Origin of the sequence: Shewanella decolorationis S12, from assembly GCF_000485795.1 — a bacterium.
Taxonomy (GTDB): domain Bacteria; phylum Pseudomonadota; class Gammaproteobacteria; order Enterobacterales; family Shewanellaceae; genus Shewanella; species Shewanella decolorationis.
In genome coordinates, this window is sequence record NZ_AXZL01000067.1 from 89,598 (window position 1) to 115,299 (window position 25,702).

Consider the following 25,702-nt stretch of genomic DNA (forward strand, 5'->3'; position numbering starts at 1 on the left):
GCCTAAAAGGCTGTTACTAAATACCGATAAACGCCGAGTTTGTCACTTAAATCCTTGCGCGAGTGTCAATTTTAATGGGTTAATTGACTTCGGTTAGGGTGTAGCCAATGCCACGTACCGTCTTAATCAAGTCGTTGGCTAATTTTTTACGTAAATGGTGGATGTGGACCTCAATCGAGTTACTGCCAACCTCATCCCAGCCGTAGGTTAACTGCTCTAACTGATTGCGGGTTAATACACGGCCTGCTGATTGTGCTAATTCAAGCAGTAACTGAAATTCTCGGCGAGAAAGTGGCACATTTTGGTCACGGAAAGTCACTTCGCGAGTATTAAGATCAATACTTAATGCTCCGATATTCAAGCTGTTATTATCAAGACCATATTGACGGCGGACAATTGCTCGGATCCGTGCGGCTAACTCGCGCACATCGAAGGGTTTACCTAAATAATCATCGGCGCCGATATCGAGACATTCAAGTTTAGTATCAAAGTCAGTATTGGCCGTGAGCACAATCGTCGGGATCGAGACGCCTTGAGCTCGCCAAGCTTTGAGTAGATCTTTACCATTGCCGTCGGGCAACCCTAGGTCTAAAACTATCGCACTAAAGGTTTCATTTTTAATCCCAACTAACGCCTGTTGATAGCTGCTCAAGTGATCAACCTGCATCCCCATTTTGGCAAGGCTCAAGCAGATCCCTTGGGCCAGTAACTCGTTGTCTTCCACTAACATAATACGCATTGATAATGCCCTATCGGAAAATACTAAATTGCACCGACTGCTCGGCTAAAAAAGCTTCAGCCTGCTCGCCCTGTAACATGGCCATAGTCGCTAACATGCCTGCGGTAACGCAGTTTGGCCCAAGTATGGTCACCGACCGCGGCGCTCCGCTCACTGGATAGCCTGTACGCGGATCGACAATATGCCCATAACGTTGACCCTCGACCTCAATAAACCGCCTTGTATCACCACTGGTCGCTAAGGCCCCCTGAGTGATTGCCAGCACTTTGGCGGCATGGTCGAGCTGATTTGGATCTTCAATCCCAACCTGCCAAGGCACAGCATTGGCCACCGGACAAGCAATATCACCGCCAAAATTAACCAATACCGAAATACCAGCATAGGACTCAGCAAGTTCATAGGCGACCCTATCAACCGCATATTCTTTGGCGATACCACCAAAATCGAGTTGCATGCCTTGGGGCATCAGCAACTCTTGGGAATTAAACTCAATACGCGCAAAGCCGACTAAGGCTCGCGCAGCCTCAATATCCGCTTTGGCGGGCATCTTAGCGTCCTGCGTAAAACGCCACACTTGCATTAAAGGGCATGCCGAAATATCAAATAGCCCATCACTTAGCTCAAAGCATTGTTTCGCAAAAGCTAACAGTTGCCAGGTTTCTTCATCGATTGATTGGCGTTTACCCGCGGCATGATTCAAACGCCATAAATAATTACCTTCAATAAAACGGCTGTACTTTTGCTCAATTCTAAGCGCCTCACGGGCCGCCATATCGAGCATATCATAGGCGATATCCTCATCATGGCTGGCAATTAATAGCTCGCACGGACTCGCCATGGCCCTAAACTCGCCTAAATAGCCCCAATCACGACGCAGGAGTCGATATTGCTGATTAGGGGAAACTGCTGGCATTTTTATATCCTTATTGAAGGCGACTAACATGTTCAACCTAATGGCTATGTAGAGTGCAAATATGGGGAGCTTAGCTCCCCATAACTATAGGTTTATTCAATCTCTTAGTAGCATAGTTTATCTTTAAAATGAATAACTAAACTGTGCAGTTATCGCCTTTTGAGTTGGGAAAAGATCATAGTTTTGCAACTGACCAGGGAGCTCGGTGCCATTATTTTTCGGATCTTGTTGATAGTATTCCAAGCGGTATGTCATCTCATGGCCGCCAGACAGACGGTGGCCAAACTTAACGCCAATGGTATAGGCACTCATATCACCAATGCGGTAATCGGCACTAGCAAACTCGGGTAGCGGCGTATCAGCAAGCAGGAACGGCTGATAGAAATTCACCGCCGACTGTTGGTAATAACGTAAGTGCAATTGCCCGTAGAAACTGCCACTGAAGTAATAGCGATAGTGTGTTTCTAACGTATGCGAAGTTAAATCCCAATCATCGGTATTGTAGCGATAGGAAAAATCAACAACGCCGGAATCTAACGCCCCTTTGGTCATCACATAAAAACTGTGTTTTAAGCGAGAATCTGGACGATTTTCATAAACAATATCTTGGCTTGTACCATTATTGTCTACAACGCTCAGCACCTTGTAAGGATCGGTCAAATAACCACTAACACTCGATAAACCATAATTCGCCTGGAGTAACCAACGTTGGTTCAATATTTGGGTAATACCTAACATCAAATCGACAGTTTGTTTATCATCACTACCATTTTGACGCGTGGCATCAAATGCAGTGCGGTAAGCTTCATCGCTGGTAAAATTATCGCGAATAGCCATTGAAGATAAGGCTACGGGCCGGCCACCAACGGGATCCACTACATCAAAGCTGTAAGCTGTGCCTAAAAACAGTGTGGTATTGTCTTTGTTAAAGCCCCGCTCTACTCCCGCATTAATGCCCATAGACATGTAGTCAAATTCCTTCGAGCCATACACACCACCACTCACTTTCCAATCGGGATTAAGTTTCTGCGACCAATTGGCACTCCCCTGCACTCGGGTATCGTGGAAGGTATCATCGAGCGGCGTATCACCTGCAGCCACTTTATATTGTCCATTACCTGAAGGACGGGTAAAGGTTTGGCTATCACTTTGCGCTACCGCACCGGATGCCGACGCGCCCGTTAAACTGTCAACCACCAGCTTAAGGTCAAGTACACTATCATCGCCAAAGTTTTTCTGCGCCTTACCAATGGCTTCTATCGCTTGCACTCTGTCCTGTTCACCGTAATACATGAGCGCTGCATCGACTTTCCAGTCATCGACGTTTTTAACCAGCTCGGTTGCATGACCATTTGATGCGAACAAACCGCAGCTTGCAAAGGCTAAAGCACTGGCGATTTTCTTTGTCTGTGGATTAGAAGCGGTTCTTTGGGAGGGTATTGAGTCTAACTTATTGTTATTATTTATCATGACTGACGACACCTTTATGTCACTGAAGCTTATTTAGACGAAAAACCTATGGTATTAGCGATTATTAAATTAAGGTTTAGTTACAACCGCATCCACCACCAGCAAAGGCTCGTCCACCGCTACTGCCTTCTTTACTAAAGTAAATATGATCATCTAATGCTTGATCGAGCTTTTCACTGTCCAGCGCCATATCGCTACGGGCTAGCTGGCCTTTTTCCCAAGGCTGAACGCCTAAATTAGTACAACCGGTTAATCCCACCACTATCAACGAAACCGCAATCAAGGTGATTTTGCGCATACATTATTCCTTCAAAAGACTCACAAGTTCTTGTTCATAATCGGCAGCATTGTCTTGATAAAAACCCACATGGTTTTTGACGAGCTGACCTTGGCGATTAAACACAAAGCTGCTGGGCATGCCTAATAAATCGAAGCTACGTGCCACATCCCCCTCAGGATTAAATCGCACACTAAATTGGGCTGGCATTTGTTTTAAAAACTCCTCAGCAAGGGCTTTGTCGGTATCAAGATTGATCGCCACCACCGCTAAGCCTTGATCGCGATACTTTTGTTGCATCGCATTCATCCAAGGAAATGACTTGCGACAGGGACCACACCAAGAAGCCCAAAAATCCACGTAGACGACTTTGCCTTTAAATTCACTGAGGGAAACACTTTGGTTTTGTGAATCAAAAACTTGATGATCAAGCGAAGGTGCGGCAAACACGCCTGTACTCAATAAGCTAAGGAACAAAAATAGTTTTCTCATATGCTATCCATCTGCCACAGTTAGCTTGAATTTATTAATTCAATCTTAAGGTTTTCTTAAACTTTCAAAGAATAAATTAAGCTCGCGCTATGTTTATCCTCCCCCATATCCATTGATTACAAAGTGAACCAAAGCGATAAAAAAACCAAAAATGGGACATTTTGTCCCATTAGCAAAACCGAAATTAGATCTGAATCATGTTAATTAAATGTCAAAATCAGTTTCATCACATCTCTTAGAAATTCTTGATACACATCAATAATTTTCAGCCGCTTACCGCCTAAACTTCAACTGTCAATTATGTAAACCCTTAACAATTTACATTCCAACAACAAAAGGTTGACCCATGGACACACATGCAGCCCTCTATGAACAGGGAAAGGCGCGTTTAGATGAACTGCGCCAACTCGCTCCCCGTCAACAGCAGACTCTGATAGAAAAATTACAACAACACGGTATTACCCGCCGTGACTTTATGAAATGGAGTGCCATGGTGACAGGTATGCTCGCCCTGCCGCTCCCCTTTAGTAACTTAGTAGCTGAAGCCGCCGAACTCGCCGATCGTGTCCCCTTAATTTGGTTGCACATGGCCGAATGTACAGGCTGTTCTGAATCCTTAGTTCGTGCTGATACTCCCAATTTAGATTCATTGATCTTCGATCATATCTCGTTGGAATATCATGAAACTCTGATGGCCGCAGCGGGTTGGCAAGCAGAGGAAAACCTCGAGCATGCTCTTGAAGCATACAAAGGCCGTTATCTACTGGCCGTTGAAGGTGCAGTTCCCACCGCCAATAACGGCAGTTTCTTAACCGTGGGCTGTAAGGGTCATACGGGTTTAGAAATCATCAAGCATGCTGCCGATGGCGCTGCTGCGATTATTTCTGTAGGGACTTGTGCCTCCTTCGGTGGTGTGCAAGCTGCCTATCCCAATCCTACTGGAGCGAAAGGCGTACACGAAGTGGTCAGCAAACCTGTAATCAACTTAGGTGGCTGTCCACCAAGTGAGAAAAACATTGTTGGCACTCTGATGTACTTCATTATGTTCGGCAAATTACCTGCGCTGGACATGTTCAACCGTCCTAAATGGGCCTACGGCGCACGGGTACACGATAACTGTGAACGTCGTGGTCGCTTTGATGCCGGTGAGTTCGTTGAAGAGTTTGGCGATCACGGTGCAAAAGAAGGCTACTGCCTCTATAAAGTGGGCTGTAAAGGACCCTATACCTATAACAACTGCCCAACCGAACGCTTTAACCATCATACCAGCTGGCCCGTGTTAGCAGGCCACGGTTGTATGGGCTGCTCAGAACCTAACTTCTGGGATGATATGGCCGATTTTGAAAAACCGCTTGGTCGTCAACTTCTCCATGGATTGGATGCGACCGCAGACACCGTCGGTGCGGTGATTTTAGGCGCGACAGTCGTTGGCATTGGAGCCCACGCCGTTGCCAGTATTTTTGCCAAGCCGCTGGAGGAATAACCCATGAGCAAGCGCGTTGTTATCGACCCTATCACTCGTATCGAGGGTCACTTACGTATCGAAGTTGAAGTTGATGAGAATAATGTCATCAATAAGGCATGGTCATCCTCTACCCTGTGGCGCGGTATTGAAGTGATTTTGAAAGGCCGTACGCCAATGGACGTGGGCCTAATTGTGCAACGTATCTGTGGTGTATGTACTTATTCGCACTATCGCTGCGGTACTGAAGCGGTGGAAAATGCCTTAGGCATACAAATTCCATTAAACGCTAAGTATCTACGCTCTTTAATGCAAACCTCGCTCTATATGCATGACCATATAGTACATTTCTACCATCTACACGGTTTAGACTGGGTTGACGTAGTCTCCGCCTTAAGTGCTGATCCCGCTAAAGCGGCGCAGGTTGCCCTGAAATATACCGATAAACCCATTGCTGCGGGTGAAGGTGAATTAAGAGCTGTGCAAGAGCGTGTTAAAGGCTTTGTTGAAACCGGCAAACTTGGCCCATTCGCCAATGCTTACTGGGGCAATGGCACCTATAAATTTACCCCAGAGCAAAACCTGATTGCCGTATCGCATTATCTGAAAGCGCTTGAAGTACAAAGGGTTGCTGCTGAAATGCTCGCCATTTTTGGCGGTAAACAACCCCATCCGCAATCATTAGTTGTCGGTGGTGTGACTTCTGTTCGCGATATGTTAAGTCCTGCACGTCTGCAAGAATGGAAACAAAAACACGCGATAGTGACCGACTTTATCCTGCGAGCCTACCAAGCGGATATCGTGATGGCAGCAGAAGCGTTCGGCACTGAGGCCAGCGTTCTTGGCGGCGTGAATGTTAAAAACTTCATGGCAACCAACGATTTTGTTCTGGCTAATGGTGAGTACCTGTTCGACCAAGGCGTGATCATGAAAGGCGACTTGGCAGGCGTAAGCGACATTAACCCAGATTTAATTGCCGAAGACGTCAGCCATGCCTGGTACAGTGCAGATGCGCCGCAGCATCCCTACGATGGTACAACCATTCCTAACTACACTGGTTTTGTAGAGCGGGATACGGTTTACGGCAAACTGCCAACCTTAGACGGTGATGGTAAATATTCATGGGTAAAATCGCCACGTTACCAAGGCGAACCCGTGGAAGTGGGCCCATTATCCAGCCTGTTAGTCAGTTATGCCCGCGGTAATAAAGTGGTTGTGGATGCAGTGAATGCGTTATTGGCCCGCACAGGTCTGCCAGTTGAAGCACTGTTCACCACCCTAGGTCGTACCGCTGCGCGTATGTTACAAACAGTCATTGTGGCACAGGAAGGTCTCAGAACTTTCGATGCGCTGTTAACGAATATTCAATCAGACGAAACCACCTACGTGAAACCCCATATTGATCCGAATAAGGAATATGTGGGCCACGCGATGATTGAAGCGCCACGCGGTATGTTGAGCCACTGGATCCGGATTAAAAATGGCGTCGTTGAAAACTATCAAGCCGTAGTGCCAACGACTTGGAACGCAGGTCCAGTCGATGCGAACGGTAAGATTGGCCCCTATGAAGCCTCTTTGATTGGCTTAAAACTGGAAGATCCCACTAAACCCCTTGAGGTGATACGTATTATTCACTCATTTGACCCTTGCATGGCGTGTTCAGTACACGTAATGGATTTCAAAGGTCAAGCATTGAGCGAGTTCCGTGTCAGCCCCAATGGTCAATAACAACGAGGGAGGGAACACAGTATGAACCATTCTGAAACCCGCATTCGGACACTGGTTTTTAGTCCCGCGATACGGATTTTCCACTGGTTACGGGCGCTGACCATTTTAGTGCTAGTAATCACCGGATTCTATATTGCTTGGCCGTTTCTTGTGGCACCCGAAAGCACGGATGTATTGGTACAAGGTTGGATCCGTTTTGCCCACTTGATCTGCGGTTTTGTTCTTACCGCAGTCACCTTGGCTCGCTTCTACCTGTATTTTTTCAGTCGTAGTGATATCGAGCGACGCTCATTTCGCGATGTGATGAGCGTAAAAAGCTGGATTACCCAACTGAAATCTTACATTTGGATGGGACATCTGCATAAAGCAGGTGTTTACGGACCACTGCAATTTGTGACTTATGTAGCAATCTCCTTTGTTGCGCTTGTGATATGTATAACGGGTCTCGTATTGTATGCCAACGTCTACCACGAAGGTTTGGGTGGTATGCTTTGGAGCAGTGCAGCTTGGATCACAGCACAAATGGGTGGACTGGCACAGGTGAGAATTTGGCACCACTACCTCACTTGGGCATTCGTTATCTTTGTGGTAATCCACGTCTATATGGCGGTTTGGTCAGGAATACGTTTCAAACATAACTCAGTTGACTCAATCGTCTCTGGTTATGACTATCCAAAACCAGACTCACACCACTAGGAGTCCAATGAAGATATTGCTACTAGGTATTGGCAATGTCCTGTACGCCGATGAAGGCATCGGCGTACATTTTGTCAATTACATCACTGAAAATTATCAGTTTACACACGAGTCCCACCAGCTAGAGATGCTCGATGGCGGCACCTTGGCTCAGGGACTCATTCCGATTATTTGCCAATACGATTATTTGATCGTCGTCGATACCGTGAATGCAAACGGGGTTGAAGCTGGCGAAGTGTATTTCTTTGATTTTGATAAAGCCCCGCAGGAAATCGACTGGCAAGGCAGCGCCCATGAAGTCGAAATGCTGCAAACCCTCAATATGATGGAAATGGTTGGCGACAGACCCAAAACCTTTGTATTGGGCGTGACGCCAACCGTGCTAGAACCTATGACACTAGGGCTAACACCTAAGGTTGCTGATGCAGTACCTTTGATGGAACAAACCTTGTTATCCCACTTAGCCTCCCTTGGGTTCACCGCGACACGCATTGCCGAGCATAGTATCGACTCGCTGATCCCAAATTCCTATAAACGTGGCGTCACAATTGGTGAAAGTATATAGAAGATGAAAAACATCAGATTTGATTTTACCTGCTCACGTCAGGTGCCTTTGTATGCGCACTTATGTAATCAATACCTAAATTATGATGAACTGAATATCAGTATCGGTTGCGAAAGCCAAAATGACTTTGGCCCACAAACCTACTTTATTGAAGCGCAAGGCGAACAAACACAGCTTGAGAAATTGGCCGATGCGATTGCTGCAGACTTTTTGATCTCTGTTTGGCTCGTCGATTCAGGCATTAAAGTGATCGATGAGCCGCAAGGCCAACGAACATTATTGGAGATTTTGCCTGCAGAAGCGACGCCAGCGGATAAATCCGTCGCAGCTTTTTGCCAGCAGTGCTATCCCCTCTTTGGTGATAATCAGGCGGCGCAGTTTGGCGAGCTCGATTTAACTTGCCCTTGTTGCCACGGTGAGCAGCGCTTAACCAGCGCGCAAAAAGCGCTTACGCTATCGGATATCAAGGCCATGGCAACGCAGCTTATCAGCCAAGGCTCACTGGAGTTAACCTGCGAAGACGTGCAATTCAGTCTCACCCCCTTTACCGATTCATCAACAAGACCACAGTTGCTCATTTGTAACCCCAACACACTCAATGCCCATTTTTGCCTGAAAGATCATCAAGTCCTGGCATTATCAAGTATCGAAAAACCACTGATTTGCGCAAGACCTACCCAAGAGCACGATAAGCTGACCGCTCCGCTATACGATATCTGCTTTGGTTACAGTCGTGTGGTACTGGTACTTGCCGAAGTATTGCGACAAAAAGGTATCGATTGGATTTACCTACAAGGACAACACCACAGACCCCAATTAGCTTGGGTCGATGGTGCTTGGGCTCAACTTTTTAGTCAAGACACTCGTCACGCAGAATTACCTATTATTAAGCAATTCAATGCGCCAGAGCCATTAAGGGAAGAAGTACGTTTTTTAGGGTTCAAGGCTCAATGGCAAGCTAATAAGAAAACCCGTTCACACCAAGGGTTACTGAGCGTTCAATCCCTATCTAGGGTGGAAAATACCTCTGAATATCAAGGCAATGAAGATGACCACGTTATTGCCGATTCAGCCTTGTTCGCTGCGCTTCTCAATGGCAAATTGACCACTCATAAGCAGGCCAAAAATGCGGCGGTAATTTACTTAAGCCATGCTCATCCAAGCCAAATTGCCACCTGTGATAATAAGGGGGAAACCTCGCTGTTTTTCGCCCTGCCCGAGCTGCCCGATAATGGTTATGAGATTTTCCATCGACTCGATAGTAGCCCGCAAAAGGCCGTCGCGCAGAAGTTTAAGAGCCTGTTTCCTGATGACTACTTAAAACTGCTCAGTCTAAAACTTCACGGCAGACGAGATAATCTCCAAAGCCTATGGGCAATTGCAGCAATTTTGATTGGTTTGAATCCGCAGGAAGAAACCCAAACACAAGACTATTTGAGTGATGCACTCATGGCCGCAGCCATGCGTTACCAAGGCGCAAATGCGCCGCGTATCGATTATCCCCTAACTAGAGGAGAGGCACATCGAAGCCTAAATTGGTGTAAAACCCTTGGTACACTGCTCAGTTTTCGCGTTGCGGGACACAGCGATCCGGCGCAATTGGCCTTTGCAATGCAAGACTCTCTTGCCGACTACCTCGCGAATTGGTTAGAACACATTGATTTAAATATCGGTGTACACAACATTGCCTTAGCTGGCAATGAGTTAGCCAACGAAACCCTCTGCAAGCGTATTAGCTTACGACTCGGCAAAAACTTCCCGCTATTGCTTAATCGCAGCCTCGAGCTAGAGGGCGATAATCTTGCAGTTGGTGCGCTTTATGTGAAACAACGACAATTGAATAGCCTTTAGTAAAACCTGCAAGCATCAGAGTGTTATAGTCAAATAGCACTAACGCATGGAGGATAAAGTGTTTTATCTTCCATGCAGATGCAACCAGATAAGCGAAGAAGACCGAGATTGATAAAAGCCGCCTCATCCGCTAACCAAAGCGCTTCACTAGAACGCCGCCAACTGCATATCACGGGCATAGTGCAAGGCGTGGGCTTTCGCCCTTTTGTATACCGCTGGGCAACTGAGCTTAAGTTAACCGGCACTGTGCTGAATAATGCCAATGGCGTGATGATTGAGCTGCAAGGCCCCGCAGCACAGTTGGATTGCTTTGTGCGCGAGCTAACCACCAATCCGCCGCCACTGGCGCGTATCGATCAGATTAGCCATAGTCTGTTAGCGGTAAAGCTTGAAGAGACTAGCTTCGGTATTATTCAAAGTGATAGCCAACGTGATGACCAAAGTAATGACTCTGGTGAGCATAACTTAGCAGCGCTGGTTGCCGTATCGGCCGACAAGAGTACTTGTCAGGACTGCTTAGGCGATATGCACAATCCGCTGGATCGCCACTATGGCTATGCCTTTACCAATTGCACCAACTGCGGCCCAAGATACACTATTATCAATGCCTTACCCTACGATCGCCATCATACGGCCATGGCAGATTTCGCCATGTGTCCCGACTGCGCTAAAGCCTATCAAGATCCACTAAATCGCAGATACCACGCCCAGCCTGTGAGTTGCCCTAAGTGTGGCCCTCAATTAAGTTTAAAATCGCCGCAGGGCGAGTTACTCGCACCTCACTCCTTGTCTGCTTCGCAAGATAACAGCCTTGCGGTATTGTCGGCTGCGGCCGAAAAGCTTGCCCAAGGGCAAATTCTGGCGATTAAGGGCCTTGGCGGCTTCCATTTAGTCTGTGATGCAAGAAACACTCAGGCGGTCAGTCAATTAAGGCAACGTAAACAACGCAAGGCTAAGCCCCTAGCGGTGATGATGCCAACTATCGAAATGGCAAAGCACTATGTAACGGGCACACAGGCGGAGTGGCAAACCTTAAGCTCGCAGGAGCGGCCCATCGTACTGATGCAAGCACAGCATAAGCACGATCTAAGCCCTGAGATTGCGCCTAACATCCCCAAACTTGGGATCTTTTTACCCTACACTCCCCTGCATCATTTGCTGCTCGGGCTATTTAATGCGCCCTTAGTTGCGACCAGTGCGAATCTGTCGGGCGAGCCGATTATCACCCATTGCGATGAGCTTATCAGTCAACTAGGCCATGTGGTCGATGCCATCGTCGATCACAATCGGCCCATCCTCAATGGCTGTGATGACAGCGTAGTGCAACTTATCCAACCGCCAAACGGCTGTGCGCCACAGGTGCAAGTGCTGCGTTTAGCACGGGGATATGCGCCTTTAAGCTTTCCGTTACCCAAGCCGCTGAGTCACCCCATACTTGCCGTGGGCGCCCAACAAAAAAATGCCATTGCCTTAGGTTTTGGCTCGAATGTGTTTTTAAGCCCACATATTGGCGATCTCTTTAGTGTCAGCGCCGAGCAGTACTTCGAGCGCACTTTGGCGACCTTTGCCCGCCTGTATCATTTCAGCCCCGAGCTGATTGTCCACGATAAGCACCCAGACTATGCCCCATCGCGCTGGGCAGAGGCGCAGCAACAGCAACGCCTTGATACGCTGCGTGAAGACTCTCGTTCAATCCAAACCTTTAGTGTGCAGCATCACCACGCCCATGTGCTGAGCGTAATGGCCATCAATCAATATCAGGATGCAGTGTTAGGCTTTAGTTTCGATGGCACAGGGCTAGGTGATGATGGTAGCCTCTGGGGCGGCGAAGTCTTACTCACCACCCTTAACGGTGCCGAGCGGCTTGCCCATTTCGAGGCCATACCCTTGCTTGGTGGAGAACAGGCAATTAAGCAGCCTGTACGATTACTGCTCGCTTTGCTATTTGAACAAATGAGTTTAGCGGCGGTACAAGCCTTAGATTTGCCCATCCTAAAAAGCCTGACACCGCTAACTTTAAGCAACCTGCATCGGATCTGGCAAAACGGCCATGGGATTAACAGCTCCTCGGTGGGGCGCTTATTCGATGCCCTCGCCTGCGCCCTAGGCTTTATCGACACCACCCAATTTGAAGGTCAAGCGGGCATGTTAATTGAGGCGGCGGCAAGACGGGCCGATACGCAGCAATTGCCCACGCTGATGCTCGATTTGCCCTTGGACACGACGCATCAATCCAGTGACAGCTCGGCACGCGAACCGCATATCTGGCGCAGTAGCCAACTCTTTAAACAGATAATCACGCTGATTACCGAAGCCCGGCTCACGAATCATCGGCAAGAGCAGATCGCCCGCGCCTTTTTGCATAGTGTGGGGGATGCCATTTGTGGCTATGCCGCGCGCTTTCCAGCCCTGCCCGTGGTGCTGTGCGGCGGAGTGTTTCAAAATCAATATTTGCTCGAATATTGCCTCTGTAAACTGCACGAACAAGGCAATACCGTGCTGCCCAACAAACATATTCCCGTCAACGATGGCGGTATCGCCCTCGGGCAGCTTTGGTATGGTATTCATCAAAACGTGAACAATAACCAGTGATGGTTTAAGACTCAAGCTGACACATAAAGGCTTTCATTGCGGGTGTTATGCTGTGCTTACGGGTCATAAAGACCGTTTGCCCTGTACTGACACCGTCCAAAAGCTGATATGGGATCCCAAAGAGTTGCGATACTGACTCGGCAATACCGCGGCTGACGATAGCACTGCCTAAGCCATGCTTTACCGCGCCGATTAGGTGGAATAATGAGTCGGTTTCCAGCACCAGATTAAAATCGATCCCCGCCTGCGCCATTGCATTATCTATGTATTTTCTAAACTGCATATTTTGACTCAGCAGCACTAAGGGACGCGTGCCAATGTCATCTAAAGACAAGGACTGGCTTGCACTGTCATCAACCGAATCACAGGACAACAGTGCCATTTGATTGGCCCGCTGCGGATAAAACACAAAGCTGCGCCGATTAGCCTCGGTGAGCTGCTCATCAAATCCAAGGCCGATATCGGTTTTGTGCAGGCTCAGGTTTTCAATCAATTGCCCATTGGTCATCACAGATAACTTGATGCTGATATTGGGATAAGCCTGATTAAACAATTTAATCAACGGCATGATATCGATGCTCGATTGCGGCACTATGCCAATCCGTAGCGAACCCGTGAGCTGGCCGCGAAACAGACTCAACTCCTGCTTTAACGCTGCCTGCTCCTGCAACATTCTCTCGGCGTATTGCAGCATGATCTGTCCCGCATCCGTGAGCGCCACAAACTGGCTACCCCGCACCACCAGCTCAGTGCCAAGGCTTTTTTCAAGGGAGCTGATCCCCGCAGAGAGCGTCGGTTGCGTCACATGGCAGGCATTCGCCGCTTTGGCAAAATGCTGTAATTGCGCGAGTTGTTGGAAGTAATGTAGGTGGCGAATATTCATAGTGCTTTCGATATAGTGTTTTAGACAAATCTGAAAAATCAAACCCTATTGGTATCCATAGTTTAATAGAAATCTTCTATCAATCCATAAAATAGTTTGATTGGCCTAGCGCGCAAACCCTCCCTAGAATGTGATCAACATCCAATTTCAGGTTGAAATGCGTGCTAACTCACCCACTCGATTCGGCGAACGATCCAAGACTCTGCCCTGAATCTCAATACAGCCCAAACGCGGCTCAACATGCTAGTGCCCGCTACTCGCATCTGGTTGAAGAGGTCGCTGCCGCCATCAACCTCAATGGCATCAGCTATGCGGTCATGATGATAACGCCCGATCACTTTGAGGACTTTGTGATTGGGTTCTTATTCGCCGAAGGCATTATCAGCCATGACCAAGATGTGCATGAGATTGATATCACTCCCGTCCAAGACGGCGTAATGCTCGATGTCACCTTGGCCAATCGCTATTTAATCGCCCTTAAACAACGTAAAAGACGGCTCGTCGGCGCGACGGGCTGCGGGATCTGCGGTGTGGAAGCCCTAGGTCATGCCCTTCCAGATTTACCGCCATTACTTGCCTGCGCCCCCTTAGTGCTTGAGCATGTCGACCGCCTCAAACAACAAATACATGAACGTCAACTTAAGGCGCAGCGCAGCGGCGCTATCCATGCGGCTTTTGCTTTGGATGAGGCTGGCAATATCCTTGAGTGCCGTGAAGATATCGGTCGGCACAATGCGTTAGATAAGCTGATTGGCGCGCTACTGCGGCAAAAGTGCAGCGTCAAGGCTTTGCTGATGACCAGTCGCTGCAGCAGCGAGTTGATCCAAAAGGCGGTGCGTTATGGTGCCAATCATTTGATAAGTCTCGCGTCACCCAGCCAGCTCGCGGTGAAACTTGCGCTGAAATATCAGCTTAACCTTGTCCATATTCCTAAGTTTGATCCGCCAATCCACTACTCCATATTTAATGAAAGCCTTGCATGCCAATGCAATAGCGGAGAATTTTATGCCTGTTCATATTGAAAAACCGACCAAAGCCGGCGGCTTCCCCTCACTGCAATCGACCTTAAAGCATGTGCTGCGCAGCCAAAAGACCCAGCAAAATATCAAAAACCTACTGAGAGTAAACCAAACCGACGGCTTTGACTGCCCAGGTTGTGCCTGGGGCGATAACAAAGCAGGCGCCTTTCAGTTTTGCGAAAATGGCGCCAAGGCCGTGGCGTGGGAATCGACGGGCAAGATTGTCGATCGCGACTTTTTTGCGGAGTATTCGGTGCGTCAGTTAGCCAAACAAACCGACTATTGGCTCGAATATCAGGGCCGCTTGGCCGAACCCATGCGTTATAACGCCGCGACCGATCACTATGAGCCCATCAGCTGGGATGAGGCCTTTCAGCTGATTGCTGATACGCTCAATGGCCTTAGCGATCCCAATCAAGTGGAGTTTTACACCTCGGGCCGCGCCAATAACGAGGCTTCCTATCTCTATCAGTTGTTTGGCCGACTATACGGCACCAATAACTTTCCCGATTGTTCTAATATGTGCCACGAGGCCAGCGGCGTTGCACTGAACCAAGCCATTGGTGTCGGTAAAGGTACTGTCGTTTTAAGCGATTTCGATGCAGCCGAGGCGATTTTTGTCTTCGGCCAAAACCCCGGTACCAACCATCCACGGATGATGAATGCCCTACGTAAAGCGGCGAGACAGGGGTGTAAAATTGTCACCTTCAATAACTTAAAGGAAGTGGCGCTGGAGCGATTCGCCAGCCCGCAAAGCCCAACGGAGTTATTAACCCCTGCCGCGACTACCATTAGTCATCAATACCTCACGCCGCTGCTGGGCGGCGATATGGCAGCCATTCGCGGCATGGCAAAGCATATTCTTGAGTCGAACTCAAAGTGTATCGACCGGGAGTTTATCGCCACCCATACCGCCTTTTTCGCAGACTATGAGCAGAGTGTTCGTCACACCGACTGGCAACAAATAGAAGCCCAATCGGGCTTGTCTAAGGCCGATATTATTCAAGCCGCAACAGTCTTTAGCCAAAGCAAAACGGTGATCAGCTGCTGGGCCATGGGCATCACTCAGCATAAACATTCGGTTGATACCATTCGCGAAATCATCAACCTGCATCTACTCTGCGGCCAAATAGGTAAAGCTGGCGCAGGGCTCTGCCCAGTGCGCGGTCACAGCAATGTGCAGGGGAACCGCACTATGGGAATTAACGAAAAACCCAAAGCCGAGTTTATTGACCGTTTAGAGCAGTATTTGGGCTGCCAATTACCCCGCTGTGCGGGTCATAACGTGGTTGAAGCCTTAAAGGCCTTAGATAGTGAGCAAAGCAAAGTGCTAATTTGCCTTGGCGGAAACCTGGCCGCAGCGGCGCCCGACAGCGCCTTTACCTATAACGCCATGGGAAAAACGCAGTTGAATGTGCAAATCAGCACTAAGCTCAACCGCAGCCACTTGCAGGTCGGCAAAGATGCACTGATTTTACCTTGTCTTGGCCGCACAGAACTCGATAAGCAAAAACACGGCATTCAAAAAATCACCGTCGAAGATACCTTTAGCATGGTGCACGCCTCTACTGGGATGAACGAGCCCGTCTCGCCATTGTGCCTGTCGGAAATCGATATTGTGGCGCGCATGGCGCATGCCACCTTGGCGGTGAAACCACCATCAATGAGTACACCTAATACCAAATCAATTGACTGGTTAGCCCTAAGGGATGACTACAACCTGATCCGCGATTTGATTGAGCAAACCATTGCAGGGTTTGAAGACTACAATCAAAAAATTAACGTCCCTGCGGGATTCCATTTAACCAATAATGCAGCGCGGCTCGACTGGCATACCCAAAGCCACAAGGCAGAATTTAGCGCCTGTGCTTTACCCGACTCCATCCTCGCCGATTGTTCGAGTCAGGCCCTCACCAGTACGCTGCCAGTGTTGCTGCTGCAGAGTCTTCGCTCACACGATCAATACAACACCACCATCTACGGTATGGATGACAGATACCGCGGCATTAAGGGCAAGCGCAATGTGCTATTTATGAACAGTGAAGATGCCAAGGCGCAGGGCTTTAGCGACGGCCAGTTAGTCGATATCCGATCGATTACTAATGATGGGAAATTGCGCAAAGTGTATGACTTCATGGTGATTTATTACGAGATCCCCAAGGGCAATATCGCCGCCTATTACCCCGAGACCAATCCCTTAGTCGCCATCGACAGTGTGGGCGTGGGTTCCTACACCCCGACCTCAAAATCGGTTCCCGTTATCTTAACCCCCGCGAGCAGCAACAGAATTAACATCCTTCAACGCTAAGCCACATAAGCGCGTTATCCCCACTGGCCAAAGAAATGTTCTTTGGCCTTTTGTTTACTAATAAACCTGACGAACATCAAAGATTCCTTTAAGGATTTGTATCACACTTAACATTAGCGTAATCAAATTAACCCTATTCGATAGCATGACCAAATTGTCAGGTAAACGATAAAAAACCGTACCTTGGACAAGGAGAAATACAAGATGTGTAAAGACTGCGGTTGCTCTCTACCCCGCCATTCCCACGATCACAGCCATCTGCATCACCAGGAATTGCACACTAATCCTCAACTCAATGATAAAAAAACCTTGTCGGTGATCCATAAAATTCTCGATAAAAATGATGTTGAAGCCGCCCATAACCGCGCCCATTTTGAGGCGCACAATATCACCGCCTTCAATTTAATGAGTAGTCCTGGCAGCGGTAAAACGACCTTGCTTGAGCACTTAAAAGAATACACAAAGCTTAATTACGCCGTGATTGAAGGAGATTTAGAGACCTCCCGCGATGCTGACCGTTTAATCGCAAAGGGTATTACAGCCCATCAAATTCAAACGGGCAGCGCTTGTCACCTTGACGCCTTTATGGTGCATGGCGCTTTACATCATCTGCCGCTGGAAGGCTTAGATATCTGCTTTGTCGAAAACGTCGGCAACTTAGTCTGCCCCGCTAGCTATGATGTGGGCACACATAAAAATATCGTATTGCTCTCCGTTCCCGAAGGCGATGATAAGATTGAGAAATATCCCGTCATGTTCCGCCGCGCCGATCTAGTACTGATCACCAAATGCGATCTATTACCTTATTTTGATTTCGATGTTGAAGAAGCCAAAGCACAGCTGAAAAAGCTCAATCCTGACACGCAGATTTTGGAAGTCTCAATAAAACAGGGCGAATCCATGCAAGCTGTCGCCGCCTGGTTAAAAACGAATCTTCGTCAAACCACAGTGGGAGAGCCGCAATAATGTGCCTTTCTATCCCCTCACAAGTCGTTGCCGTTGACCACGAAGGCCAATCGGTCACCGTTGACACCTTAGGGGTCAGGCGCGATGTCAGCAGCCATTTAATGACGGAACCCTTAGCGATTGGCGATTATGTACTCATCCATATCGGTTTTGTTATGAACAAGATTGATCCCGAAGATGCCATGCAAAGCCTTGAACTCTATAAAGAGATAGTCTCAAAGCTTGAAAACGAAACCATGCAGTAAGCAATAGCCGCAGTTTAACGCAATAACAACGATATAGTATTGCTGCGACAAGGACTGAACATGCTTGAATTAAAACAACTTTACCAAGGCTTTCGCGATCCTCAAACGATAGCCTCACTTGCGGATGATATTGCTAAAATCGCCCGCTCGCTCAAGCAACAAATTAATATTATGGAAGTCTGTGGTGGCCATACCCACACTATCATGAAATATGGCTTATTGGATTTACTGCCAGAGAATATCGAGTTTATCCACGGTCCCGGTTGCCCTGTGTGTATCATGCCTAAGGAGCGGATCGACCAAGCCGCAGTGCTTGCTCAGCAGGAAGATGTGATTTTAGTAACCCTCGGGGATATGATCCGCGTTCCAGGCTCCCAAGGCTCATTAGCCAGTTTTAGGGCCAAGGGCTGTGATATCCGCCCTATCTATGACCCTTTAGACACACTCAAAATTGCCCGTGATAATCCACATAAAACCGTGGTATTTTTCGCGATCGGTTTTGAAACCTCCACCCCAATGACTGCGGTATTGCTGCAACTGGCCGAACAGGAAAAGCTGGCGAATTTGTTTTTTCATATCAACCATGTCCTAGTCCCGCCCGCAATTGATGCTGTGATGCACGATCCTAATGCTAGAGTGAATGCTTTTATTGGCCCTGCACACGTCAGCGTGATCAGTGGCGCCAAAATCTATCGCGCCGCGGTTGAGCAATATGGTACACCACTAGTCGTTTCCGGTTTTGAGCCAGTGGATGTCATGGAGTCTATCCTGCGCATCGTGCGTCAAAAGGCCGAAGGCAAGGCTGAACTCGATATCCAATATAGCCGCGCCGTATCCGAGGAAGGCAATCTTGCCGCTCAAGCCAAAGTGAATCAGTTCTTCCAAATTCGGCCGCAATTTCGTTGGCGTGGTCTGGGGCCAATTCCTAACTCTGCACTCCAATTAAAGGATGAATATGCCCACAGAGATGCAGAACTGCGCTTTAAAGACAGATTACCCGTCAAAGAAATTGACGATCACAAGGCGTGCCAGTGCGGCGATATTCTCCGTGGACTCGCCAAACCAAAAGACTGTAAAGTCTTTGGCCGCGGCTGCAATCCCGAAACCCCTTTAGGCAGCTGCATGGTCAGCTCAGAAGGTGCTTGTAATGCTTATTACCGCTATCAAGGCATAGATAGCAAGGAGCCACAACATGGCTGATTTCCCGACCAAAGATAAAGCAATTCAACTCAGCCACGGTGGTGGCGGCAAAGAGATGAACAAACTCATCCGCGATCTTTTTTTTGCTGAGTTCGATAATCCTATTCTTCGTAGCGAAGAAGACGCAGCAAAACTTGACCTACAGGGCGCCACTGCTTTTACCACAGATTCCTTTACTGTTTCGCCGCTGTTTTTTGCTGGTGGTGACATAGGTAAGCTAGCAATTGCTGGCACTGTCAATGACTTAGCTATGATGGGTGCCGAGCCACAGTATTTAAGTTGCAGCGTAATCATCGAAGAAGGATTCTCGCTCAATCACTTGACCACTATCGTGCGCAGCATGGCGAAGGAACTTAAACAAAGCGGCGCAAGAATCGTTTGTGGCGATACTAAAGTCGTGCCTAAGGGCTGCGCCGATGGCTTGTTTATCAATACCTCAGGCGTTGGGCGCATTTTACGCCCGAATATCTCGGCAGCAAATGTTGCACCCGGTGATGCGATTATCGTCTCCCGTGATGTCGGCTGCCATGGCGCCGCAATTCTGATGGCGCGTGAAGGCCTGACCCTCGAATCGGCTTTACAAAGCGATTGTGCCACCCTTTGGCCCGTGGTTGAGCAGCTCATTGCGGCGAATATTCCGATTCATGCTATGCGCGATGCAACTCGAGGTGGACTCTCGGCCGTATTAAATGAATGGACGGCGACAGCCAATGTGGGGATCACAGTAAACGAAGCCAGTATACCAGTCTGCGATGAGGTCAAGGGCTTGTGCGAGCTCTACGGGTTTGAGCCCATGGATTTAGCTAATGAAGGTACTTTTATCCTCGCCGTACCAAATGATATTGCCCTTGGTGCACTAGAAATTATGCAACGCTTTGGTCACTGTGAACGAGCGGCAATAATTGGCACCGTCAGCGACGAATTGCCAGGAAAAGTGGTCTTAAGAACGCCTTGGAATACCAAACGCTACTTAGACTTACCTCAAGGCGAACTGCTACCAAGGATTTGTTAATGCACGAATATTCCATTGTCAGCGCCTTAATCGAGCAATGTGAGCAACATGCTAGAGCAAATCAAGCGACAAAAATTACTCGCGTCGATATTAAACTCGGGGTGATGAGTGGTGTCGAACCCACCTTGCTCGAGACCGCCTTTGAAACCTTTAAGCTCGATGGGATCTGCCGTGAAGCAACCCTTTGCATGACATTGCAGCCCTTAGTGATCAAATGCTTAGACTGCCACCAAGAATCTGTGCTTGCAGAGCGTTCTATCGTTTGTCCGGCATGCAATAGTTACCGAACTCAGGTATTGGACGGCGAAGATATGTTGCTGATGCAGCTTGAAATGGAGCAAGAGGACGAGCGCTGAGTGTTTGTGAGTTTCTAACTCAAGCCATCGCTCGTCATAAAATGGGCTTTAAGTATTCCACTTAAAGCCCATTTTATTGGTCTACTCGCGGCGACTTTCACTATATGGAGCAGTCGCTATTGATAAATCGAAGCTTGCCCTTCGGGACGGGTCTTAAGCAGTCTTAAGAACCACATATACTGCTCAGGGTAAGCGAGGATCACTTGCTCCACTGCTTTATTCAGTGCCAGTGCTTCGCTTTCTTTACCGACCATATCTTCGGCGGCAATGGCGGGCATTACGGTTAAATCAAACTGACGTGTTACTTGGTTATAACCAATTTTGACCGGTAGCACCTGCGCATTACCTGCTTGGGCTAATCGACCAACCACAGGTAATGTCGCTTTAACTGTGCCTAAAAACGGGGTAAACACGCTTTGATCTGGACCTAAATCCTCATCTGGCAGGTAGAAAAAGCTATTGTTCTGCTTAAGCTCGGCCAATAAAGCGCGAATGCCCGCTTCTCGCATATAAACATGGCCACCGCAGCTGCTACGTACCCGATTGTTAAACCAGTTAAATAATGCGTTTTTATGGGCTTTAGCCATAGTTACCATAGGCAAGTCGAGGTTTAATCTTAGTCCCGCATAATCTATGGGCCACACATGGGGCATGATAAATATCACAGGCTGCCCTACCGCCTGCGCCGCTTGTACATGCTCAAAGCCCATTAAATTAACACGGCGACGTAAATGCGCCTTAGAGCGCACCAATAGCTCACCTTGTGATAACAGTACTAACACAAAGTTTTCTACGTTATCGTGAATTAGAGCTTCGATTTCGGCGGCAGATTTTTCAGGGAAGCAAGCCTTTAAGTTCGCTCTGGCGATGCCTATAGGCTTTTTCGCAATAGGTGCCACCAGTTTGGCCAAGGTTCTGGCGATAGGATCACGCAGCCACGCGGGCATGATCCCAAAAATGACTAATAGGCCAATCGCCAACCAAGTGAGCCAATATTTAGGGTGCAATAGGGCCATTTGGAAGCGACGGTCGAAATATTTTGGCTGTCTTGACAAAGAAATCACCTCAGACAGTAACAGACTGAATTACTAAAGGAAGAAAATAGGAAAGCCACTCACGAAGGAGTGGCTTTCCTATCAAACTTTAAGAAATTACTTGCCCGCGTTAGCTGCTTCTACGCGAGTTTTCAGTTTCTGGCCGGGACGGAAGGTCACGACACGGCGAGCGGAAATCGGGATATCCTCGCCAGTTTTTGGGTTCCTTCCCGGTCTTTGATTCTTATCCCTAAGGTCAAAGTTGCCAAAGCCAGATAACTTGACCTGCTCACCACTTTCAAGTGCGCCTCGAATTTCTTCAAAGAACGACTCAACCATCTCTTTGGCGACACGTTTGTTAATGCCTAGTGTTTCAAAAAGATGTTCTGCCATTTCGGCTTTGGTAAGTGCCATACTTTAATCCCTCAACGATGCGTTGAACTCGGTCTTCAGGGCAGAAACAACTGATTCTACTGTCTCAGCGATCTCTTTTTCCTCAAGTGTACGAGTAGTGTCTTGTAATGTAAGTGCTATCGCCAAGCTCTTCTTGCCGGGCTCAACACCTTTACCTAAGTATACATCGAACAAGTTTATGCCAACCAACTGATTTTCGCCAACTTTTCTTATCAATTTCATTACATCGCCTGCAGATACACTCTCATCTACGACTACTGCGATGTCACGACGATTAGCCGGGAACTTAGATACAGCTTGGGCTAGCGGTAAACTGGTATGCAATAAAGCATCCAATTCCAACTCAAAAACGATGGTTTTACCATTGAGTCCAAAAGGCTTCTCCAAACTAGGATGGATAGCACCTATATGACCGATCACTCGATCATTTCTCAATATTTCAGCACATTGCCCTGGATGAAGAGCAGAATGCGTCGCTACTCTAAAGCTAAATTCTGATGCGGAAACTGTCAAGCCGATAATTGCTTCTAAATCACCTTTAAGGTCGAAAAAATCAACAGTTTTCGATTCCATAGCCCAATGTTCGTCATTTTGAAGCCCTGTAATGACGCAACCGAGCATTGCTTGCTGTCTTACACCTGATTCTGCATTAATATCAGGAACAAAGCGCAGGCCAGTTTCAAAAAGTCTCACACGACCCTGTTGACGGCTTTGGTTGTAGCCAACCGCAGTCAATAATCCTGTGAACATAGACAAACGCATGGCCGACATTTCGCTGGAAATGGGGTTCGGTAACACCATGGCTTGCTCACCAGGGTGAACCAGATTTTGCAGCTTAGGATCGACGAAACTGTAAGTCACGGCTTCTTGGAAACCACGGGCCACTAACAGCGAACGTACGCGCTTGAGGCTTAAGTCGGTTTCTTTATGATCTGACATCCGTAGTGACGCCACAGGCGCAACGTTTGGAATGTTGTTGTAACCGTAAATACGGGCCACTTCTTCGATTAAGTCTTCTTCAATCGCCATATCGAAGCGGTAAGTGGCGGTCGTGACCTGCCAGCTACCCTCGCCTGCAACGACGCCGAAACCTAAACGTTCGAGGATTTCAACCACGTCGCTATCGGGAACATGGTGACCTAGAATTTTATCTAACTTGCTGCGACGCAATAGAATTTGCGCAGGCTTTGGTAAGTCAGCGTCAGATTTGGCTTCAACCACAGGGCCCGCTTCACCGCCGCAAATATCCAGCACTAAGCGAGTCGCACGGTCCATAACCTTGTGCTGCATCTCAGGGTCAACGCCGCGCTCGAAACGGTGCGATGAATCAGTGTGCAAACCTAGACGACGTGATTTACCCATAATCGCTAACGGTGCAAAGAAGGCACATTCCAGCAGAATGTCCTGCGTGGTGTCACTCACACCTGAATATTCGCCACCAAATACGCCAGCAAGCGCTAATGGGCGGGCATCGTCGGCAATCACAAGGGTGTCGCTTGGAATGGTCACTTCGCTGCCATCGAGCAGAGTGATTTTCTCTTCGCCATTGCCTAAACGCACTTGGATATCGCCAGTCAGTTTGGCAAGGTCGAAGGCGTGCATAGGTTGGCCGAATTCAACTAACACGAAGTTAGTGATATCGACGATAGGGTCGATAGAACGGATACCGCTGCGGCGCAGTTTTTCCTGCATCCATAATGGCGTAGCCGCTTTCACGTTCACGTTCTTCACCACACGACCTAAGTAGCGAGGGCACGCTGCGGTTTCCTTCACATTGATTGCCACTTTGGCATCAATCGTTGGCGTAACGGCTTGCCATTGTGGCTCAGTCACAGCAGCACGGTTTAACACGCCGACTTCACGGGCCAGACCCACCATGCCTAAACAGTCGGCACGGTTAGCGGTTAAATCCACTTCAATCACAGCGTCATCAAGCTGGAGATACTCACGTAAATCTGTGCCTAATGGCGCATCTAATGGCAGTTCGATAATGCCATCGCTGTCGATGTCGATGCCCAGCTCGCTGTATGAACACAGCATGCCTTCTGAAGGCATACCACGCAGCTTAGCCTTTTTAATTTTAAAATCGCCAGGCAATACAGCCCCGACCATGGCAACGGCAACACGCAGGCCCTGGCGGCAGTTAGGTGCGCCACAGACGATATCGATAAGCTCACCACTGCCAACACTGACTTTAGTCACGCGCAGTTTGTCTGCATCTGGATGTTGGCCACATTCGACTACTTCACCAATCACAACGCCGCTGAACTCGGCAGCCACGGCATCTACGCCATCGACTTCAAGACCAGCCATAGTGATCTGGTGGGATAATGCTTCACGGCTAACGGCGGGATTGACCCACTCACGAAGCCAAGATTCGCTAAATTTCATGCTATACAGCTCCGTTATTTAAATTGCTTCAGGAAACGCAGGTCGTTTTCGAAAAACGCACGTAGATCGTTTACGCCGTAACGCAGCATAGTTAAACGCTCAACGCCCATACCAAAAGCAAAACCAGAGTATTTTTCTGGATCGATACCCACGCTACGGAGCACATTTGGGTGCACCATACCGCAGCCTAACACTTCTAACCATTTACCGTTTTTACCCATTACGTCCACCTCAGCTGAAGGCTCAGTGAATGGGAAATAAGAAGGACGGAAACGCACCTGCAAATCTTCCTCAAAGAAGTTACGCAGGAAGTCATGCAACACGCCTTTTAATTCGGCGAAATTAACGTTCTCATCCACTAGCAAACCTTCCACTTGGTGGAACATTGGCGTGTGAGTTTGGTCGTAGTCGTTACGATACACACGACCCGGTGAAATAATCCGTAGCGGCGGCTTTTCCGTTTCCATAGTACGAATTTGCACGCCCGAGGTTTGGGTACGCAGCATCAGCTTAGGATTAAAATAAAACGTATCGTGGTCGGCACGCGCTGGGTGGTGCTCAGAGATATTCAAGGCGTCGAAGTTATGGAAATCATCTTCGATTTCAGGGCCTTGTTTTACCGAAAACCCTAATTCCCCAAAAAAGGTTTCGATACGTTCAATGGTGCGCGTCACTGGGTGTAAACCACCGATTTCGATAGTGCGGCCAGGTAGTGTCACATCAATCTTTTCGGCAATTAACTTGGCTTCCAGTTCGGCACTTTTCAGGCCGTCGATGCGCTCAGTTAATTTCTGTTGAATGGCCTGCTTCGCATCATTGACCGCCTGACCAAAAGCGGGTTTTTCTTCAGGACTTAAGCTGCCCATCATTTTCATCATGTCGGTGATCTTACCCTTCTTACCCAGGTAATCGACACGGATATCATCCAGTGCTTTTAGATCACTGGCCTGGTCAATAATGACTAAGGCTTGTTCTACGATCTCAGTTAACTGCTGCATTTTCTCTTCCACTGCATAGTCGCGCTTGATAAACAAGTGCTATGGGCGCCAAACTTTCAGGCTATTTGGGTGCTCAGGTTATCGGGCGTTA

At 48.2% G+C, this 25,702-nt stretch carries 23 protein-coding genes; 13 read left to right on the top strand and 10 right to left on the bottom strand.

The annotated features are described in order from the left end of the window. Nucleotides 1–79: 79 nt before the first annotated feature. From SHD_RS11570 to SHD_RS11590, 5 genes are all read right to left on the bottom strand, one after another. Nucleotides 80–739 (bottom strand): response regulator transcription factor, encoded by a 660-nt coding sequence (locus SHD_RS11570; protein ID WP_039978206.1) that lies wholly within the window; start codon nucleotides 737–739, stop codon nucleotides 80–82. 10 nt (nucleotides 740–749) lie between these two features. Beyond that, nucleotides 750–1,652: an FAD:protein FMN transferase gene (locus tag SHD_RS11575; protein WP_039978208.1), complete on the bottom strand. Its 903-nt coding sequence runs from the start codon at nucleotides 1,650–1,652 to the stop codon at nucleotides 750–752. Between the two features lie 123 nt (nucleotides 1,653–1,775). Further along, the gene (locus tag SHD_RS11580) at nucleotides 1,776–3,122 is read right to left on the bottom strand and encodes a DUF3570 domain-containing protein (RefSeq protein WP_023267283.1); all 1,347 of its coding nucleotides are present in this window, start codon (nucleotides 3,120–3,122) and stop codon (nucleotides 1,776–1,778) included. Nucleotides 3,123–3,198: 76 nt separating this feature from the next. Continuing rightward, nucleotides 3,199–3,420 carry a DUF4266 domain-containing protein gene (locus SHD_RS11585; RefSeq protein WP_023267284.1) on the bottom strand — a complete coding sequence of 74 codons (222 nt, stop codon included), beginning with the start codon at nucleotides 3,418–3,420 and terminating at the stop codon, nucleotides 3,199–3,201. A gap of 3 nt (nucleotides 3,421–3,423) precedes the next feature. Further along, nucleotides 3,424–3,891, bottom strand: coding sequence for a TlpA disulfide reductase family protein (locus tag SHD_RS11590; RefSeq protein WP_023267285.1), 468 nt, complete (start codon nucleotides 3,889–3,891; stop codon nucleotides 3,424–3,426). Nucleotides 3,892–4,237: 346 nt separating this feature from the next. Between SHD_RS11590 and hyaA the strand changes: the two genes are divergently transcribed. From hyaA to hypF, 6 genes are all read left to right on the top strand, one after another. Then, nucleotides 4,238–5,374 carry a nickel-dependent hydrogenase small subunit gene (hyaA, locus tag SHD_RS11595; RefSeq protein ID WP_023267286.1) on the top strand — a complete coding sequence of 379 codons (1,137 nt, stop codon included), beginning with the start codon at nucleotides 4,238–4,240 and terminating at the stop codon, nucleotides 5,372–5,374. A gap of 3 nt (nucleotides 5,375–5,377) precedes the next feature. Next, nucleotides 5,378–7,081 carry a nickel-dependent hydrogenase large subunit gene (hyaB, locus tag SHD_RS11600; protein WP_023267287.1) on the top strand — a complete coding sequence of 568 codons (1,704 nt, stop codon included), beginning with the start codon at nucleotides 5,378–5,380 and terminating at the stop codon, nucleotides 7,079–7,081. Nucleotides 7,082–7,102: 21 nt separating this feature from the next. Further along, a complete protein-coding gene (gene cybH, locus SHD_RS11605) occupies nucleotides 7,103–7,777 on the top strand; it encodes a Ni/Fe-hydrogenase, b-type cytochrome subunit (protein WP_023267288.1) in 675 nt (224 codons plus the stop codon). Between the two features lie 7 nt (nucleotides 7,778–7,784). Further along, entirely contained in the window at nucleotides 7,785–8,342 is a 558-nt protein-coding gene (locus tag SHD_RS11610) for a HyaD/HybD family hydrogenase maturation endopeptidase (RefSeq protein ID WP_023267289.1), read from the top strand. Between the two features lie 3 nt (nucleotides 8,343–8,345). Next, nucleotides 8,346–10,193 carry a hypothetical protein gene (locus tag SHD_RS11615; protein WP_023267290.1) on the top strand — a complete coding sequence of 616 codons (1,848 nt, stop codon included), beginning with the start codon at nucleotides 8,346–8,348 and terminating at the stop codon, nucleotides 10,191–10,193. Nucleotides 10,194–10,265: 72 nt separating this feature from the next. Beyond that, the gene (hypF, locus tag SHD_RS11620) at nucleotides 10,266–12,785 is read left to right on the top strand and encodes a carbamoyltransferase HypF (protein WP_023267291.1); all 2,520 of its coding nucleotides are present in this window, start codon (nucleotides 10,266–10,268) and stop codon (nucleotides 12,783–12,785) included. Nucleotides 12,786–12,789: 4 nt separating this feature from the next. On the opposite strand, the gene SHD_RS11625 is transcribed toward hypF, so the two are convergent. Further along, entirely contained in the window at nucleotides 12,790–13,668 is an 879-nt protein-coding gene (locus tag SHD_RS11625) for a LysR family transcriptional regulator (protein WP_023267292.1), read from the bottom strand. A gap of 161 nt (nucleotides 13,669–13,829) precedes the next feature. Here SHD_RS11625 and fdhD point away from each other — a divergent pair, with 161 nt between their 5' ends. The 7 genes from fdhD to hypA all read left to right on the top strand — a co-directional run bounded on the left by fdhD (nucleotide 13,830) and on the right by hypA (nucleotide 20,774). Next, nucleotides 13,830–14,690: a formate dehydrogenase accessory sulfurtransferase FdhD gene (fdhD, locus tag SHD_RS11630; RefSeq protein WP_023267293.1), complete on the top strand. Its 861-nt coding sequence runs from the start codon at nucleotides 13,830–13,832 to the stop codon at nucleotides 14,688–14,690. Beyond that, entirely contained in the window at nucleotides 14,674–16,995 is a 2,322-nt protein-coding gene (locus tag SHD_RS11635; protein WP_039978210.1) for an FdhF/YdeP family oxidoreductase, read from the top strand. The genes fdhD and SHD_RS11635 overlap by 17 nt, the downstream gene beginning before the upstream one ends. 204 nt (nucleotides 16,996–17,199) lie before the next feature. Beyond that, nucleotides 17,200–17,961: a hydrogenase nickel incorporation protein HypB gene (hypB, locus tag SHD_RS11640; protein ID WP_039978211.1), complete on the top strand. Its 762-nt coding sequence runs from the start codon at nucleotides 17,200–17,202 to the stop codon at nucleotides 17,959–17,961. Continuing rightward, nucleotides 17,961–18,206 carry a HypC/HybG/HupF family hydrogenase formation chaperone gene (locus tag SHD_RS11645; protein WP_023267296.1) on the top strand — a complete coding sequence of 82 codons (246 nt, stop codon included), beginning with the start codon at nucleotides 17,961–17,963 and terminating at the stop codon, nucleotides 18,204–18,206. Before hypB ends, SHD_RS11645 begins: the two co-directional genes overlap by 1 nt. Before the next feature lie 60 nt (nucleotides 18,207–18,266). Next, on the top strand, nucleotides 18,267–19,406 hold the full coding sequence (gene hypD / locus SHD_RS11650) for a hydrogenase formation protein HypD (protein WP_023267297.1): 1,140 nt from the start codon (nucleotides 18,267–18,269) through the stop codon (nucleotides 19,404–19,406). After that, nucleotides 19,399–20,418, top strand: coding sequence for a hydrogenase expression/formation protein HypE (gene hypE / locus SHD_RS11655; RefSeq protein WP_023267298.1), 1,020 nt, complete (start codon nucleotides 19,399–19,401; stop codon nucleotides 20,416–20,418). Before hypD ends, hypE begins: the two co-directional genes overlap by 8 nt. After that, the gene (hypA, locus tag SHD_RS11660) at nucleotides 20,418–20,774 is read left to right on the top strand and encodes a hydrogenase maturation nickel metallochaperone HypA (protein WP_023267299.1); all 357 of its coding nucleotides are present in this window, start codon (nucleotides 20,418–20,420) and stop codon (nucleotides 20,772–20,774) included. The genes hypE and hypA overlap by 1 nt, the downstream gene beginning before the upstream one ends. Before the next feature lie 116 nt (nucleotides 20,775–20,890). On the opposite strand, the gene lpxM is transcribed toward hypA, so the two are convergent. The 4 genes from lpxM to pheS form a co-directional block, all read right to left on the bottom strand. Beyond that, nucleotides 20,891–21,829: a lauroyl-Kdo(2)-lipid IV(A) myristoyltransferase gene (lpxM, locus tag SHD_RS11665; RefSeq protein ID WP_039978212.1), complete on the bottom strand. Its 939-nt coding sequence runs from the start codon at nucleotides 21,827–21,829 to the stop codon at nucleotides 20,891–20,893. A gap of 96 nt (nucleotides 21,830–21,925) precedes the next feature. Next, nucleotides 21,926–22,222 (bottom strand): integration host factor subunit alpha, encoded by a 297-nt coding sequence (gene ihfA / locus SHD_RS11670; RefSeq protein WP_011716870.1) that lies wholly within the window; start codon nucleotides 22,220–22,222, stop codon nucleotides 21,926–21,928. Between the two features lie 3 nt (nucleotides 22,223–22,225). Then, nucleotides 22,226–24,613: a phenylalanine--tRNA ligase subunit beta gene (gene pheT / locus SHD_RS11675; protein WP_023267301.1), complete on the bottom strand. Its 2,388-nt coding sequence runs from the start codon at nucleotides 24,611–24,613 to the stop codon at nucleotides 22,226–22,228. A gap of 14 nt (nucleotides 24,614–24,627) precedes the next feature. Further along, nucleotides 24,628–25,611, bottom strand: coding sequence for a phenylalanine--tRNA ligase subunit alpha (gene pheS / locus SHD_RS11680; protein ID WP_039978242.1), 984 nt, complete (start codon nucleotides 25,609–25,611; stop codon nucleotides 24,628–24,630). Between the last annotated feature and the right edge of the window lie 91 nt (nucleotides 25,612–25,702).

Bases quoted from the DNA above. Each gene is read 5' to 3' on its own strand.
- SHD_RS11570 (WP_039978206.1), bottom strand. From the start codon at position 739: ATGCGTATTATGTTAGTGGAAGACAACGAGTTACTGGCCCAAGGGATC.
- SHD_RS11575 (WP_039978208.1), bottom strand. From the start codon at position 1,652: ATGCCAGCAGTTTCCCCTAATCAGCAATATCGACTCCTGCGTCGTGAT.
- SHD_RS11580 (WP_023267283.1), bottom strand. From the start codon at position 3,122: ATGATAAATAATAACAATAAGTTAGACTCAATACCCTCCCAAAGAACC.
- SHD_RS11585 (WP_023267284.1), bottom strand. From the start codon at position 3,420: ATGCGCAAAATCACCTTGATTGCGGTTTCGTTGATAGTGGTGGGATTA.
- SHD_RS11590 (WP_023267285.1), bottom strand. From the start codon at position 3,891: ATGAGAAAACTATTTTTGTTCCTTAGCTTATTGAGTACAGGCGTGTTT.
- hyaA (WP_023267286.1), top strand. From the start codon at position 4,238: ATGGACACACATGCAGCCCTCTATGAACAGGGAAAGGCGCGTTTAGAT.
- hyaB (WP_023267287.1), top strand. From the start codon at position 5,378: ATGAGCAAGCGCGTTGTTATCGACCCTATCACTCGTATCGAGGGTCAC.
- cybH (WP_023267288.1), top strand. From the start codon at position 7,103: ATGAACCATTCTGAAACCCGCATTCGGACACTGGTTTTTAGTCCCGCG.
- SHD_RS11610 (WP_023267289.1), top strand. From the start codon at position 7,785: ATGAAGATATTGCTACTAGGTATTGGCAATGTCCTGTACGCCGATGAA.
- SHD_RS11615 (WP_023267290.1), top strand. From the start codon at position 8,346: ATGAAAAACATCAGATTTGATTTTACCTGCTCACGTCAGGTGCCTTTG.
- hypF (WP_023267291.1), top strand. From the start codon at position 10,266: ATGCAGATGCAACCAGATAAGCGAAGAAGACCGAGATTGATAAAAGCC.
- SHD_RS11625 (WP_023267292.1), bottom strand. From the start codon at position 13,668: ATGAATATTCGCCACCTACATTACTTCCAACAACTCGCGCAATTACAG.
- SHD_RS11635 (WP_039978210.1), top strand. From the start codon at position 14,674: ATGCCTGTTCATATTGAAAAACCGACCAAAGCCGGCGGCTTCCCCTCA.
- hypB (WP_039978211.1), top strand. From the start codon at position 17,200: ATGTGTAAAGACTGCGGTTGCTCTCTACCCCGCCATTCCCACGATCAC.
- SHD_RS11645 (WP_023267296.1), top strand. From the start codon at position 17,961: ATGTGCCTTTCTATCCCCTCACAAGTCGTTGCCGTTGACCACGAAGGC.
- hypD (WP_023267297.1), top strand. From the start codon at position 18,267: ATGCTTGAATTAAAACAACTTTACCAAGGCTTTCGCGATCCTCAAACG.
- hypE (WP_023267298.1), top strand. From the start codon at position 19,399: ATGGCTGATTTCCCGACCAAAGATAAAGCAATTCAACTCAGCCACGGT.
- hypA (WP_023267299.1), top strand. From the start codon at position 20,418: ATGCACGAATATTCCATTGTCAGCGCCTTAATCGAGCAATGTGAGCAA.
- ihfA (WP_011716870.1), bottom strand. From the start codon at position 22,222: ATGGCACTTACCAAAGCCGAAATGGCAGAACATCTTTTTGAAACACTA.
- pheT (WP_023267301.1), bottom strand. From the start codon at position 24,613: ATGAAATTTAGCGAATCTTGGCTTCGTGAGTGGGTCAATCCCGCCGTT.
- pheS (WP_039978242.1), bottom strand. From the start codon at position 25,611: ATGCAGCAGTTAACTGAGATCGTAGAACAAGCCTTAGTCATTATTGAC.